At 37.3% G+C, this 14473-nt stretch carries 11 protein-coding genes; all 11 read left to right on the top strand.

The genetic code is table 11. The features are described from left to right. Positions 1 to 12 precede the first annotated feature (12 nt). Positions 13 to 432: a CoA-binding protein gene (locus tag BME96_RS10290; RefSeq protein WP_019378467.1), complete on the top strand. Its 420-nt coding sequence runs from the start codon at positions 13 to 15 to the stop codon at positions 430 to 432. Positions 433 to 774: 342 nt separating this feature from the next. After that, a complete protein-coding gene (parE, locus tag BME96_RS10285) occupies positions 775 to 2733 on the top strand; it encodes a DNA topoisomerase IV subunit B (protein WP_019378466.1) in 1959 nt (652 codons plus the stop codon). A 27-nt stretch (positions 2734 to 2760) separates the two neighbouring features. Then, complete coding sequence (gene parC, locus BME96_RS10280; protein ID WP_071649028.1) at positions 2761 to 5211, top strand: DNA topoisomerase IV subunit A; 2451 nt, start codon at positions 2761 to 2763, stop codon at positions 5209 to 5211. Positions 5212 to 5922: 711 nt separating this feature from the next. Beyond that, complete coding sequence (locus BME96_RS10275) at positions 5923 to 6540, top strand: TetR/AcrR family transcriptional regulator (RefSeq protein WP_026041472.1); 618 nt, start codon at positions 5923 to 5925, stop codon at positions 6538 to 6540. Between the two features lie 66 nt (positions 6541 to 6606). Then, the gene (locus BME96_RS10270) at positions 6607 to 7749 is read left to right on the top strand and encodes an acyl-CoA dehydrogenase family protein (RefSeq protein WP_019378463.1); all 1143 of its coding nucleotides are present in this window, start codon (positions 6607 to 6609) and stop codon (positions 7747 to 7749) included. A 24-nt stretch (positions 7750 to 7773) separates the two neighbouring features. After that, positions 7774 to 9405, top strand: coding sequence for an AMP-binding protein (locus BME96_RS10265; protein WP_071649027.1), 1632 nt, complete (start codon positions 7774 to 7776; stop codon positions 9403 to 9405). Between the two features lie 15 nt (positions 9406 to 9420). Next, positions 9421 to 10776, top strand: coding sequence for an acetyl-CoA carboxylase biotin carboxylase subunit (locus BME96_RS10260; RefSeq protein WP_071649026.1), 1356 nt, complete (start codon positions 9421 to 9423; stop codon positions 10774 to 10776). A gap of 13 nt (positions 10777 to 10789) precedes the next feature. Next, a complete protein-coding gene (locus tag BME96_RS10255) occupies positions 10790 to 10999 on the top strand; it encodes an acetyl-CoA carboxylase biotin carboxyl carrier protein subunit (RefSeq protein ID WP_019378460.1) in 210 nt (69 codons plus the stop codon). 47 nt (positions 11000 to 11046) lie between these two features. Continuing rightward, entirely contained in the window at positions 11047 to 11829 is a 783-nt protein-coding gene (locus tag BME96_RS10250) for an enoyl-CoA hydratase (protein ID WP_071649025.1), read from the top strand. Between the two features lie 15 nt (positions 11830 to 11844). Beyond that, on the top strand, positions 11845 to 13374 hold the full coding sequence (locus BME96_RS10245) for an acyl-CoA carboxylase subunit beta (RefSeq protein ID WP_071649024.1): 1530 nt from the start codon (positions 11845 to 11847) through the stop codon (positions 13372 to 13374). Positions 13375 to 13761: 387 nt separating this feature from the next. After that, complete coding sequence (locus BME96_RS10240; protein ID WP_026041470.1) at positions 13762 to 14229, top strand: flavin reductase family protein; 468 nt, start codon at positions 13762 to 13764, stop codon at positions 14227 to 14229. Positions 14230 to 14473: the final 244 nt, after the last annotated feature.

Genomic DNA, 14473 nt, shown 5'->3' with positions numbered 1-14473 from the left:
AGGAGGCATATTATGAGTTGGGAGAATCCTTCCAGGGAAACGATAAAAGAAATTCTGGAAACAGCAAAAACAATTGCAGTTGTTGGTTTGTCAGATAATCCGGGTAGAACATCCTACCAGATTTCTAAGATCATGCAAGAAGAAGGTTATCGAGTTATTCCAGTAAATCCTACTGTAGACGAAGTATTGGGGGAAAAGGCATATTCTTCTTTAACAGATATTCCTGAAAAAGTGGATATCATTAATGTTTTTAGAAGACCAGAATTTTTACCTGGTATTGCGAAAGAAGCAGCTAATATAGATTGTCGTGTATTTTGGGCACAGCAGGGAATTGTAAACGAGGAAGCATATGATTATTTGACAGAAAGAGATTTTACGGTAATCATGGATATGTGTATAAAAGTATTACATGCTGTATTAGTAGGAAAATAAAAGTTTTTGGGGTGACATTAATGTCATCCCTTTATTATTCTTCCAAAACTAACCAGTAGAACTTATGGAGAATATGTATTTTTGGCTTAAACTCATCCTGTTCTAATTTGTTCTATTCACTTTTATAGAAAGCGGAATTTAATTTTATAAGAGAATTCATTGCTTTTTCCTTCTATACAAGCCATTTTCATGTATAGTATACTTAATAGCATGCCTGTAATGAAGCTTAGTGATAATCAATCATATTTACAAATGCAAACATTTGTTCTATTATGTTATAAACAAGAAAATTATTATTGAAATGATGGACCCCTGCTTAAATAAAAAGGAGTAGATGATATCTTGGCAAAGAAACCAGTTAGTTATAATGATGAGTCTATCCAAGTACTTGAGGGTTTAGAAGCAGTTCGAAAAAGACCCGGTATGTATATTGGAAGCACGGACATGCGCGGATTGCATCATTTAGTATTCGAGATCGTGGACAATGCGGTCGATGAGGCATTGGCAGGATATGGCAATGTTATAAAAGTTACTGTACATAAGGATAATAGTATCTCAGTAGAAGATAATGGCCGTGGAATTCCAACAGGTATGCATAGCACAGGAAAACCGACAACAGAGGTTATATTTACCATTTTGCATGCTGGTGGAAAGTTTGGACAAGGTGGTTACAAGACCAGTGGTGGGCTACATGGAGTTGGCGCTTCTGTAGTAAATGCATTATCCGAATGGTTAGAGGTAACTATTCATAGGGATGGTAATACTTATTTTCAGCGATTTGAAAATGGAGGAAAGCCAGTAAGTTCCTTAGAAAAAAAAGGAAGTACAAGAAAGAAAGGTACTACAATTCATTTTAAACCTGATCCAGCAATATTTTCTGCCACTGTGTATGACTTCGAAACCTTATCAGAGCGACTGCGCGAGGCTGCATTTTTACTTAAAGGCCTTCATATTGAATTAAATGATTTACGACATGAAATGCATGTATCATACGAATTCCCTGATGGATTAGAGTCCTTTGTAAATTACTTGAATGAAGAAAAAGATGATTTACATCCCGTTGTCTCTTTCGAGGGTGAAGCCCAAGGGATAGAAGTTGATTTTGCATTTCAGTTTAATGACGGATATGCAGAAAGTATGCTCTCTTTTGTGAATCATGTACGTACAAGAGATGGCGGAACTCATGAATCAGGTGCTCGTACAGCAATAACAAGGACATTTAACGATTACGCCAGGAGAGCAAATTTACTAAAAGAAAAAGAAAAAAACCTGGAAGGAACAGATATAAGGGAGGGGCTTACTGCTATTGTCTCTGTCCGTGTTCCCGAAGAAAGCCTGCAATTTGAAGGCCAAACAAAAGGAAAACTGGGGACGACCGAAGCACGCTCAGCAGTAGATGGAGTAGTGTCCGAAAAGCTATCCTATTTCCTGGAAGAAAATCCAGAGGTTGCAGGACTTTTGATCAAAAAATCCATAAAAGCTAAAGAGGCACGTGAAGCGGCAAGAAAGGCACGTGAAGAAGCTAGAACCGGAAAAAAGAAGCGCAGAAAAGATACCATGCTAAGTGGAAAACTAACCCCTGCACAATCAAAAAACCCTAAGAAAAATGAACTTTACTTAGTTGAGGGTGATTCTGCTGGTGGTTCCGCAAAACAAGGGAGAGACAGGAAGTTTCAGGCTGTGTTACCTTTACGGGGAAAAGTTATCAATACAGAAAAGGCTAAGCTGCAGGATGTATTTAAAAATGAAGAGATTTCAACTATCATTCACACGATCGGCGCAGGTGTCGGTGGTGATTTTGATTTGGAAGATGCACAATATGATAAAATTATTATTATGACAGACGCAGATACGGATGGAGCACATATTCAAGTACTGTTATTAACATTCTTTTATCGATATATGCGTCCATTAGTTGAGAATGGTAAAATATATATTGCCTTGCCTCCGCTTTATAAAATCTCCAAGGGAAAAGGAAAGAAAGAACAAATTAAATATGCTTGGGAAGAAGAAGAAATGAAAAAAGCGCTTAAAGAATTTAAGAGCGGATATGTTATTCAACGATATAAAGGTCTTGGTGAGATGAATGCAGATCAATTGTGGGAAACGACAATGAACCCTGAAACACGTACGTTAATCCGTGTAACATTAGAAGACCTAGCTAGGGCCGAACGAAGGGTAACTACATTGATGGGCGATAAAGTAGAGCCGAGAAGAAAATGGATCGAAGGTAATGTTGCTTTTGGTTTGGAAGACGACGCAAATATTTTGGATAATGATAAAATTCATACAGAAATATAATACGTATAATAGTAAGGGGGGGTTGGTTTGTCACAACCAGAAACATTTTTAGACCTTCCACTAGAAGAAGTTATTGGTGACAGATTTGGAAGGTATAGTAAATATATAATTCAAGATCGTGCGCTGCCAGATGCTCGTGATGGGCTAAAACCGGTGCAACGCCGTATTTTGTATGCAATGCATGAAGAAAGAAATACACACGATAAAAATTTTCGTAAGTCTGCAAAAACAGTTGGAACAGTAATAGGTAATTACCATCCACATGGAGACTCCTCCGTGTATGAGGCAATGGTTCGTCTTAGTCAAGACTGGAAGATGAGGAATCTCTTAATTGAAATGCACGGAAATAACGGTAGTATTGACGGTGATCCGCCTGCAGCTATGCGTTATACGGAGGCCAGACTTTCAAGTATCGCTTCCGAACTTTTACGGGACATTGATAAAGAAACTGTTGATTTCATTCCAAACTTTGATGATACGGATGCAGAACCAGTAGTTCTCCCTGCTAAATTTCCTAATTTGCTTGTCAATGGTTCCACAGGTATTTCAGCAGGCTATGCAACAGATATTCCTCCACATAATCTTGGTGAGGTTATAGATGCTGTCATTATGAAGATCGATAAACCTGAAGCAACAGTAGACCAATTAATGAAAGTTATCAGTGGACCAGACTTTCCTACTGGTGGAATTATTCAAGGTGTTGAAGGCATCAAAAAAGCTTATGAAACAGGTAGAGGTAAGATAATAGTTCGAGGCAAAACAAAAGTTGAGGATGTTCGTGGAAATCGACAGCAAATCATTATAGATGAAATTCCATTTGAAGTGAACAAAGCAAATATGGTTAAGAAAATTGATGAATTGCGTATTGATCGAAAAGTGGAAGGGATTGCTGAAGTACGTGACGAAACGGACCGTACTGGTTTACGCATTGTGATTGAGTTGAAAAAAGATGCAAACAGTGCAGGTATACTGAATTATCTATTTAAAAATACAGATCTTCAGGTTACATACCATTTTAATATGGTAGCCATTCAGGACAAAACACCGAAGCTATTATCATTACCTAACATTTTGGATGCGTATATACTTCATCAGAAAGAAGTAGTCACAAGGCAAATTAACTTTGACTTGAGGAAAGCTAAAGACCGTGCCCACATTGTAGAAGGCTTAATTAAAGCTATTTCTATATTAGATGAATTGATTGCTACTATTCGCTCATCAAAGGATAAACAAGATGCAAAGAAACAAATTATAGCGAAATATGACTTTACAGAAGCGCAGGCTGAAGCTATAGTTATGCTTCAATTATATCGCTTAACGAATACAGATATAACCTCACTTGAGAAAGAAGCAGACGAGCTTCGAAAAAAGATAGCTGAATACGAATCCATGCTACAAAGTGAGAATAAACTATTTCAATCAATTAAGAAGGATCTAAGACAGCTAAAGAAACAGTATTCAGATAGAAGACGTACTGTAATAGAAGAGCAGATCGAGGAACTAAAAATAAATATTGAGGTCATGGTAGCAAGTGAGGACGTGCTAGTGTCAACTACCAGAGACGGCTATATTAAAAGGACAAGTCTTCGTTCATATGCTGCTTCCAATGGGGAAGATTTTGCCATGAAAGATGAAGATCATCTCGTAGGTTTGATAGAAATGAACACAACAGATAAAATCCTGCTCTTTACAAATAAAGGTAAATATCTTTCTATACCAGTTCATGAACTTCCAGACATTAGATGGAAAGATATAGGCCAACATGTTTCAAATATCGCTTCTATTGATCAAGATGAACGTATTATTCAGTGTCTTCCGGTGAGAGACTTTGAAAAGGATAATTATCTTGTCTTCTTTACTAGAAATGGAATGGTAAAACGTAGTGAATTACAACTGTATGATGCTCAAAGATATTCAAAAGCGTTAATTGCTCTAAACGTAAGAAATAATGATGAAGTAGTGCAGGTTTGCAGAACGAATGGTCATGCAGATATATTTGTAGCATCCGATAAGGGCTATGGGCTTTGGTATCATGAGGAGGAAATTTCTGTAGTCGGTCAGCGGGCTGCAGGAGTAAAAGCAATACAACTAAGAGACAATGAAAAAGTAATAAGTGGGCAGGTTTTTGATGATTTATCTGAACCATCGCTTGTATTAATAACTCAACGAGGGGCTTGCAAGCGAATGAATTTGAAAGATTTTGAGAAAACAAGTCGTGCTAAACGAGGCCTCGTAATGCTACGCGAATTAAAAAACAAACCACATTCCCTTGTAGGCCTATTAGTTGTAGATGATAATGACTCATTATGTTTCCAAACGGAAAACGGAGAAAAACATACTGTTTTTCCATTGGAGCTACCGTTAAGTGATCGATATAGTAATGGATCATTTGTTATAGATACTGACCAGCATGGAGAAGTAAAGGAAGTATGGAAAAAAGCTAACTATTACAAACCATTTGAAGAATTAAATAATTAAAGATTGTTGCTACCTACAACCATAAAACCGAACTGATTCGACTTCTAATTTAAATAGATTCGAACAAGTTCGGTTTTTATTTAAAGTAAGACTATTTTTGATTATAATATATTGGGGTTATTTAATGATTCAGAAAATTTATAAACTGCGAACTAACTTGATTAAGATTTTAAATTAGCTTTTTGTGCAGGAAAGCTCGCTGAAATAATGAATCTGGTTACACCACCGCTACGGAAAATACTGGGCTTAATTATACTTTTTCAGCAATTATGGCTTTAGCATTAAGTGGAAAAAGCTTGCTTAACATCTTCAAGTACAAGTGAAAAGCCTACTCGGCATTTAAAATTTTAAAGCAGATATAAATTGATTGGAGCGAAAGCGTCCCCCTGCAGCGGAAATCAATGGGTCCTTCCGCTTCCATAAAATAAGATATACTTTAGTTCGTAGTTTCCTCCTACTATGAATGTAAGAGATAACGTTTGTACCTTAATATTTGCAAAAGAACTTAAAAAACTTTTGCATTAATAAGTTAAGTTCTTTGCTAGTGAACCCAAGTCCGGCTCCTCAGCCTAATCTAATGATTTGTATACGAAAGAGACTGTCTCCTAAGCTTTAAATTAAAAGGATAGCAAAGCAATTAACTTTTCTTGTTAAAATACTTTATGTATTCAGAAAAATATGGTAAACTTTTTATAATGCGTAAAAGGAGGGATTAGAACGGAATTACGTCAAAAAATTATCCAGTCTGCTTTACTTTTATTCGAAAAACAAGGCTACCATGGTGTCACTGTAAATCAAATTGTGGAAGATGTCGGCACATCAAAAGGTGGATTTTATCATCACTTTAAAACAAAAGATGAACTACTATATGTTATCCACGACACATTCATATCTTATGCTTTGGAGAAGGCAACAAAAGCGAACGACATGCATGACTCACCAACCAAGAAGCTCCAAGCCATTATCCATGACTTTGTAAAAGTATTTGACATTTACAAACCACATATCTCTGTTTTTTATCAGGAAAATATTTATTTGAATGAGGAATACGAAATATTAATTAAAAAGAAAAGAGATCAATTTAAAAACATTATTATGAAAGCGCTTTATGAAGGGAAGGAACAAGGAGAATTCAGATCAGATCTTCAGGTTGATATTACTGGAATGGCAATATTAGGAATGGTCAATTGGACATATAAATGGTATCACCAAGGTGGATTTAGAACCATTGATGACATAAGTAATATATTTGTTGATTTAATTCTACATGCCGTATTGGAATCTGAAACTATCACAAGTGGCAAATACAAGGAATTGTTAATGAAATAATCCGCATGAGTAAGCTAAATTTTTAACCAAAACAGACCAACTAGTCGGTCTAATAGGAGGCTTGACATGAATTTTGAGTTAACAAAAGAACAGGCAATGATTAAAAAGATGGTTCGTGACTTTGCTGAAGAAGTTATTCGTCCAAGAGCAATTGAGATTGATACGAAAGCAGAATTTCCAAAAGATATATTTGATCAATTAGGCGAGCTTGGGTTAATGGGAATACCTTTTCCGGGGGAATATGGTGGATCTGGTGGGGATACGTTATCGTATGCGCTTGCTGTAGAAGAAATAGGCAGGGTATGCGGAAGCACCGGCTTAAGCTATGCGGCTGCAGTATCGCTTGGTGCCAGTCCAATTTATTACTTTGGCACAGAAGAGCAAAAAAAAGAGTTTTTAACCCCTTTAGCAGAGGGCAAAGCGCTAGGAGCTTTTGGATTAACAGAGCCGAATGCCGGTTCAGATGCAGGGGGAACGAAGACTACTGCAGTGGAGGATGGAGATGACTATGTAATCAATGGCGAGAAATGTTTTATTACTAATGCCAGCTTTGCAAAGACTGTGATTGTTACAGCTGTAACAGGAAAAAACGAAAAAGGTAAAAATATTATATCGGCGATTATCGTTCCTACAGATTGTGAAGGGATAAAGATTACAAGTAATTACGATAAAATGGGCGTAAGGGGTTCAGACACAGCAGAAATTGTCTTAACAAATGTACGTGTGCCTAAAAAGAATTTATTAGGGGATCCTGAAAAAGGTTTTAAGCAATTTCTTCATACACTTGATGGAGGACGTATTTCTATTGCAGCTTTAGGCCTTGGTATCGCTCAAGGATCATTGGATAAAGCATTGACCTATGCAAAGGAACGTAAGCAATTCGGAAAACCAATTTCCAGCTTTCAAGCTATACAATTTAAACTTGCAGATATGTCAATGGAGGTTGAACTGGCAAGGAATATGGTACATAAAGCAGCATGGCTGAAGGATAATCATAAACCCTTTAGCAAAGAGGCAGCATATGCAAAACTTTATGCTACAGAAACAGCCTTCAGATCAGCGAATCAAGCGATACAAATACATGGAGGCTATGGCTACATGAGAGAATATGAGGTTGAAAGGTATTTGCGGGATGCCAAACTATTGGAAATCGGGGAAGGTACTTCAGAAGTTCAAAGATTAGTTATTGCTAGACAGCTAGGGTGTTAGAATAACTATGGAAGGAGTAAATTCATGTCTCTAAGAAAAATAACCGTTGGTGAATTATTAGAAGAACAAGTGAATTTGTATCCAGACCAGGAAGCAGTGATCTATCCAGAACTAAATATGAGAAAAACATATAGTGAATTTAATGAGATGGTTGATAAAGCTGCAAAAGGGTTGATGGCTCTCGGTATCAAAAAGGATGAACATGTTGCTATATGGTCTGATAATAAACCTGAATGGCTTACTTCCCAATTTGCAACAGGTAAAATGGGTGCTGTACTTGTAACCGTTAACACAAACTATCAAGCAAAAGAGCTGGAATATCTCTTAAAACAATCTGATGCTACGACTTTAATTATGGCAGAGAGTTACAAGGGAACATCTTATATTGACATCTTAAAGAAGGTTTGCCCTGAATTCTCTACAGCAGAAAAAGGAAATTTACATTCCAAAAAGCTTCCGCGGCTAAAAAATATCATTATTATTGGTGAGACTACTTATTCATTCGCTTATAACTGGGATGAAGTTTTAAGGAATGCAGATAAAATTACCGACGAAGAACTCCACCTTAGACAATCTTCTTTGAATCATGACGAAGTAATCAATATGCAATATACATCTGGCACCACAGGATTTCCAAAAGGCGTCATGCTGACACATTATAATATCGTTAATAATGGTAACCAGATTGCAGATTGTATGAAGCTAACAAATATAGACAGATTATGTATTCCCGTCCCATTTTTTCACTGCTTTGGCTGTGTACTTGGGGTACTGGCTGCAGTGTCGAAGGGTGCAACCATGGTAATTCTCGAGCAATTTGATGCTGAAAAGGTACTCCAAGCTGTAGATAATGAAAAATGTACTGCCCTTCATGGTGTACCGACAATGTTTATTGCAGAATTAAATCATCCAAGTTTCAACACTTACGATCTAACTCATTTACGTACAGGTATCATGGCTGGCTCAACTTGTCCAATGGAAGTGATGACAAAGGTTATGAATGAAATGGGTGCAAAAGAAATTACGATTGCTTATGGGCAAACGGAGTCATCACCGGTAATAACCCAAACCAGAGCAGATGATCCCATTGAGCTGAAGGTAGGCTCAGTAGGTAAACCACATCCTAATGTCGAGGTTAGAGTTGTTATACCTGGAACGAAGCAAGAGCAGGAAACGGGCGTACCAGGTGAATTGTTGACAAGAGGCTATCATGTTATGAAAGGTTATTATAATAATCTTTCTGCAACAAAAGAAGCAATTGATGATGAAGGGTGGCTTCATACTGGGGATCTCGCCGTATTGTATGATAATGGTTATTTGGAGATCACAGGGCGCATGAAGGATATGATTATTCGGGGAGGAGAAAATGTTTATCCCCGTGAGATCGAAGAATTTCTGTATCAGCATCCAGCTATTCTTGATGTTCAGGTAACCGGTATTCCTGATGAGAAATATGGGGAAGAAATAGTGGCCTGGGTCATTCTAAAGAAAGGCATAACTACCACCGTTCAAGATATTAAGTCATTTTGCAAAGGAAATATCTCTCATCATAAAATACCGAAGTATATTCAATTTGTGAATGAATATCCAATGACTGCTAGTGGGAAGATCCAAAAATTTAAATTAAAAGAACTAGCTGTTAAACAATTTCAGTAATAGGAGAGAGAGCGTATGATTAAAAAAGTTTTAATAGCAAATCGTGGTGAAATAGCTGCACGTATCATTCGTAGTTGTAAGAAATTAGATATTTTAACAGTAGCTGTATACTCTGAAGTTGATCAAAAAGCTCCATATGTCTCCATGGCTGATGAGAGCTATTTAATTGGACCCCCTAGGGTAAATGAGAGTTACTTAAATACGGAAAGAATATTTTCTATTGCCAAAGAAGCAAAAGTGGATGCAATACATCCAGGGTACGGCTTTTTAAGTGAAAATGGAGACTTTGCGGAAGCTTGTAATAAGGAAGGAATAATATTTATTGGTCCTTCTAGTCAAATTATAAAGCAAATGGGAGACAAAATTGCTGCACGTAAAGAAATGCAGAAGGCTGGTGTTCCGGTTGTCCCTGGCACCAGTGAGGCCGTGCCATCTGTTGAAGAAGCACTGGAAGTTGCAGGGCAAATTGGTTATCCGATTATGCTTAAGGCAACAGCCGGAGGTGGTGGGATTGGAATGCAGGTTGTGCGTTCTGATAAAGAGTTAACAAAAGCATTTGAAAGTAATTCCAAGCGAGCACTAACTTTCTTTGGTAACGGGGCAATGTTTATGGAAAAGAAAATCGAGAATGCCAGGCACATAGAAATTCAGGTTTTAGCAGATCATCATGGAAACGTTGTCCACCTTTTTGAGAGAGATTGTTCCATTCAACGAAGGAACCAAAAAGTGATTGAGGAAGCCCCTTCTACATTTATCTCTGAGAGAACGAGGGAAGAAATGGGAAGTGCTGCAGTAAAGGCAGCAAAAACATTAGGCTATACAAATGCGGGTACAATAGAATTTCTTGTGGATCAAAATGAAAATTATTACTTTTTGGAGATGAACACCAGAATTCAAGTGGAACACCCGATAACGGAGGAAATTACAGGGACAGATATTGTGGAAGCACAGTTTGCCATTGCGAATAATGAAAGACTTAACATAGAACAACATGAGTTAGAAATAGATGGACACGCTATAGAGGTGCGTATCTATGCAGAAGACCCTGTTTCATTTTTTCCATCACCTGGCCATATATCAAAACTGGAGTTACCAAAAGGAGAATCAGTGCGAAACGAAATCGCAGTAACAAGCGAGTACGATGTAACTCCATTTTATGATCCAATGATTGGAAAGTTAATAGTAAAAGGGAATACTAGAGATGATGCTATTGATTTATTAAAACAAGCTTTACTTGAGTATAAGGTGGAAGGAATAAAAACAAATATTTCAATGCTACTTAATATCGTAGATAGTGAACCATTCAAAAAAGGTAACACGACAACTGCATTTGTTGAGGAACATTATTTACCATCATTGACCAAAAACTAAGGAGGAATTAATTATGGAAATAACTGCAAATATGGCTGGTAACGTATGGAAAATTGTTGTAGCGGAAGGGGATCAAGTAGAAGAGGATCAAGACGTTGTTATTCTTGAATCTATGAAGATGGAAATTCCTATAGCTGCTGAAGAGGCAGGTACCATAAAAGAGCTGAAAGTTGCGGAAGGTGATTTTGTAAATGAAGGGGACGTACTGGCAATTGTAGAATAATCTCTATGATTCTCTCTTCATATATAGATTCTGATAAGGAGGCAGTTATGAAGGAACTCATTTCATTAGAGGTGGTTGATCAACATATCGCCGTATTAACCCTTAACCGACCTCAAGCAGCAAACGCATTATCGAAAGATTTACTTGACCAGTTAAATCATGTTATAGACAAAGTAAATAACAACCCGGATATTTACTGTACCATTATAACAGGTGCTGGTGAAAAAGCTTTTTGCGCTGGTGCTGATTTAAAGGAACGGAAGGGAATGACAGATTCGGAGGTTATTGAAGCTGTCAGTTATATAGGCTCAACGATCCAATCGGTTGAAAAAATGAAAAGTCCAGTGATTGCAGCCATAAATGGTGTTGCATTTGGGGGTGGTCTGGAGCTTGCATTAGCATGTGACCTTCGGATATCAGCTGCACATGCAAAGATGGGGCTTACAGAAACATCGTTGGCAATCATACCAGGAGCTGGCGGTACCCAGCGATTACCTCGTCTAATTGGGGTCGGTCAGGCAAAGCGCTTAATCTATACTGCCAAGCCTGTAACTGCGGACGAAGCGCTCTCTATCGGGTTGGTAGAACAGCTTTCAGATAAGGAAAAATTATTGGAAGATGCATTGGAGATCGCTAAAAAAATTGCCCAAAATGGCCCTGTTGCCCTGCGCCAGGCTAAAATAGCGATTAATCATGGAATGCAAACAGACATAACTACCGGGCTACTCATCGAGCATCTTTCTTATAAGGAAACAATTCCGACTAGAGATAGGTTGGAAGGGTTAGAAGCCTTTCAACAAAAGAGGAAACCATTGTATAAAGGGGTATAATTCAGGAGGTATTGTATGTCGTATATTGAAGTATTACAAAATAAAATAGAAAATATAGAGAAAGGCGGTCTTGAAAAGTATCATCAAAAAAACGAAGAAAAAGGTAAATTATTTGTTCGAAAAAGATTAGAATTGTTATTTGACGAAGGCTTAAATGTTGAAGATGCTTTCTTCGCTAATTGTATGGATGGATCTTTACCAGCGGATGGAGTTGTAACCGGTATTGGGAAAATTCATGGTCAGGATGTCTGTGTTATGGCAAATGATTCTACTATAAAAGCCGGCTCCTGGGGGAAACGAACAGTAGAGAAAATCATCCGCATTCAAGAAACAGCCGAAAAAATGGAAATACCAATGCTTTACTTGGTGGACTCAGCCGGTGCGAGAATCACAGATCAAATAGAGATGTTCCCAGGCAGACGTGGAGCAGGGAAAATTTTCCACAACCAAATCAAATTATCTGGACGTATTCCGCAAGTTTGTTTGTTGTTCGGTCCATCAGCCGCTGGCGGAGCTTACATTCCTGCATTTAGTGATATAGTTATTATGGTGGATGGTAATGCATCTATGTATTTGGGATCCCCACGAATGGCAGAGAAAGTTATTGGTGAAAAAGTTAGTTTGGAAGAAATGGGCGGAGCAAAAATGCATTGTTCTGTTTCTGGCGTTGGTGATGTATTAGTTAAAACGGAAGAAGATGCGATTGCATATGCAAAAAACTATTTAAGTTATTTTCCAAAGAATTTTAGACACAAGCCAGCCCAAATCGAACCTAAAAAAGAGCAAACGATAGAAAAGTCCATTAAAGATATCATTCCTGAGAATCAAAATGCCCCGTTTAATATGCATGATCTTATTAAAAAAATAATTGATGAGGGAAGCTTTTGTGAGATTAAGAAGAAATTCGCACCTGAATTAATCACTGGTTTAGCTAGAGTAGATGGGAAATCTGTAGGCATTATTGCAAACCAGCCACGGATGAAGGGCGGAGTTCTTTTCCCTGATTCGGCCGATAAATCTGCTAAATTTGTACAGTTATGTGACGCCTTTAATATCCCTCTACTCTTTCTCGTCGATGTACCTGGATTTATGATTGGAACAAAGGTGGAAAGAGCTGGGATAATTCGACATGGAGCTAAAATGCTCGCAACTATGAGTGAGGCTACAGTACCCAAAATATCGGTAATTGTAAGAAAAGCTTATGGCGCTGGATTGTACGCAATGGCCGGACCAGCGTTTGAGCCAGATTGTTGTATTGCTCTACCGACCGCACAAATTGCAGTTATGGGGCCTGAAGCAGCTGTCAACGCAGTATATGCTAATAAAATTGCCGAACTGCCTGAAGATGAAAGACCAGCCTTTATTAAAGAGAAACAGGATGAATACAAAGAAAACATCGATATTTACAGGCTTGCATCTGAGATGGTTGTTGATGCAGTGATTGATCCGAATCGTTTAAGAGAGGAATTAATCCAACGTTTTTCTATTTATGATGCAAAAAATGTTAGCTTTACGGATCGAAAGCATGGTGTATATCCTGTTTAAAAATAAGATTTATTGAAATAATAAATTGCAAAAAAATAGCTGAAATTAAATAATCCAGCTTAGGCAGGTAACCGATCGTAGAAGTAATGCATAGAATAACTATTAAGTTAAACGTAACCGGGATGTTATTTCTTCGCTCGTGAAAAGTCTTTTCGCATATTATAATAAATTATATTCTTTGACCAATCTAGCCGAACTAGTTCGAAATATTTCTATACAAATTTCGAATAATGTTCGGTTTTTACTATGTGCGAACGTTTGTTTGATCATGCATCATTTTAGTAGACCGTAATTATATTATGTAAACTGAAAGGCAGTTTTATTCAATTTTTGCTTAAATAATGATACGCTGAACTATAAGCAATAAAAGGAAAGTGGGGAATGATTATGGATAGTCGTACATTTCGTGATGTTATGGGAAAGTTTGCAACTGGAATTACAGTGGTGGCAACCGATTTTGAGAATGATATTAAGGCAATGACAGTTAATGCTTTCATGTCTGTCTCTTTAGATCCTAAACTAATTGCTATATCAATTGATGAAAAGGCAAGTATGTATACAATTTTACAAGAAACAGAGCAGTTTGGATTAAGTATATTATCAGAGGAACAAAAAGAATTATCCATGATATTTGCAAAGCAAATGGAGAAAGATAGAGAAATTAAATTTTCTCAACAAGATGGTGTACCGGTCATTAAAGATTCCATTGCAACATTATCTTGCCAAATAAAAGAAAAAGCTCTTGCGGGGGATCACATGATTTTTATTGCGGAGGTTACAGAAATAGATATGAAAGATGGAAATCCAATTCTCTTTTATGGAGGACAGTATCGCAATCTTGATAATGATGCTTAAACTTCTTCTCCCTAAACCAGCTGTATTTTGGCTGGTTTTTTTAATACTTCAATTTACCTGCAGTTGCATATAATTTTATTTAAGGCGATTAATTCGTGTAGCAGGAGCTTAAACTGTCTTCTCTGTAAGGGACTTTTCTTTCTGATATAAAAACCAAAATACGATCCAGTAGCCGTCCAAAGAACTATATGTACTTATTGGCTTTTCATAAACAAGGTAGCAAAACTGCTATTTATTCCGTATA

Origin of the sequence: Virgibacillus halodenitrificans (assembly GCF_001878675.1) — a bacterium.
Classification (GTDB): domain Bacteria; phylum Bacillota; class Bacilli; order Bacillales; family Amphibacillaceae; genus Virgibacillus_Q; species Virgibacillus_Q halodenitrificans.
This window is presented reverse-complemented; position numbering and strand designations above follow the sequence as displayed.

Bases quoted from the DNA above. Each gene is read 5' to 3' on its own strand.
- BME96_RS10240 (WP_026041470.1), top strand. From the start codon at position 13,762: ATGGATAGTCGTACATTTCGTGATGTTATGGGAAAGTTTGCAACTGGA.
- BME96_RS10270 (WP_019378463.1), top strand. From the start codon at position 6,607: ATGAATTTTGAGTTAACAAAAGAACAGGCAATGATTAAAAAGATGGTT.
- BME96_RS10245 (WP_071649024.1), top strand. From the start codon at position 11,845: ATGTCGTATATTGAAGTATTACAAAATAAAATAGAAAATATAGAGAAA.
- BME96_RS10290 (WP_019378467.1), top strand. From the start codon at position 13: ATGAGTTGGGAGAATCCTTCCAGGGAAACGATAAAAGAAATTCTGGAA.
- BME96_RS10265 (WP_071649027.1), top strand. From the start codon at position 7,774: ATGTCTCTAAGAAAAATAACCGTTGGTGAATTATTAGAAGAACAAGTG.
- BME96_RS10260 (WP_071649026.1), top strand. From the start codon at position 9,421: ATGATTAAAAAAGTTTTAATAGCAAATCGTGGTGAAATAGCTGCACGT.
- BME96_RS10255 (WP_019378460.1), top strand. From the start codon at position 10,790: ATGGAAATAACTGCAAATATGGCTGGTAACGTATGGAAAATTGTTGTA.
- BME96_RS10250 (WP_071649025.1), top strand. From the start codon at position 11,047: ATGAAGGAACTCATTTCATTAGAGGTGGTTGATCAACATATCGCCGTA.